The sequence below is a fragment of the Angustibacter peucedani genome (assembly GCF_054779595.1).
Genome location: NZ_BAAGXY010000100.1, coordinates 1 through 546, shown reverse-complemented (window position 1 = coordinate 546; position 546 = coordinate 1). Strand labels below are relative to the sequence as shown.

The following is a 546-nucleotide window of genomic DNA, read 5'->3' as shown; positions in this document are numbered from 1 at the left end:
GGGCAAGATCAGCCTGTTATCCCCGGGGTACCTTTTATCCGTTGAGCGACGGCGCTTCCATTCAGAACCACCGGATCACTATGACCTGCTTTCGCACCTGCTCGCGCCGTCACGCTCGCAGTCAAGCTGGCTTATGCCATTGCACTAACCTCCTGATGTCCGACCAGGATTAGCCAACCTTCGTGCTCCTCCGTTACTCTTTGGGAGGAGACCGCCCCAGTCAAACTACCCACCAGACACTGTCCGCAACCCGGATTACGGGTCCACGTTAGAACACCAGCCATTAAAGGGTGGTATTTCAAGGGCGGCTCCACGCAGACTGGCGTCCACGCTTCAAAGCCTCCCACCTATCCTACACATCAAGGACCAGTGTTCAGTGTCAAGCTATAGTAAAGGTTCACGGGGTCTTTCCGTCTTGCCGCGGGTACACTGCATCTTCACAGCGAGTTCAATTTCACTGAGTCTCGGGTGGAGACAGCCTGGCCATCGTTACGCCATTCGTGCAGGTCGGAACTTACCCGACAAGGAATTTCGCTACCTTAGGAT

1 rRNA gene is annotated in these 546 nt (G+C 55.1%); it reads right to left on the bottom strand.

The features are described from left to right. Window positions 1-546, bottom strand: a 23S ribosomal RNA gene (locus ACYVJ4_RS16015); the annotation flags it as partial.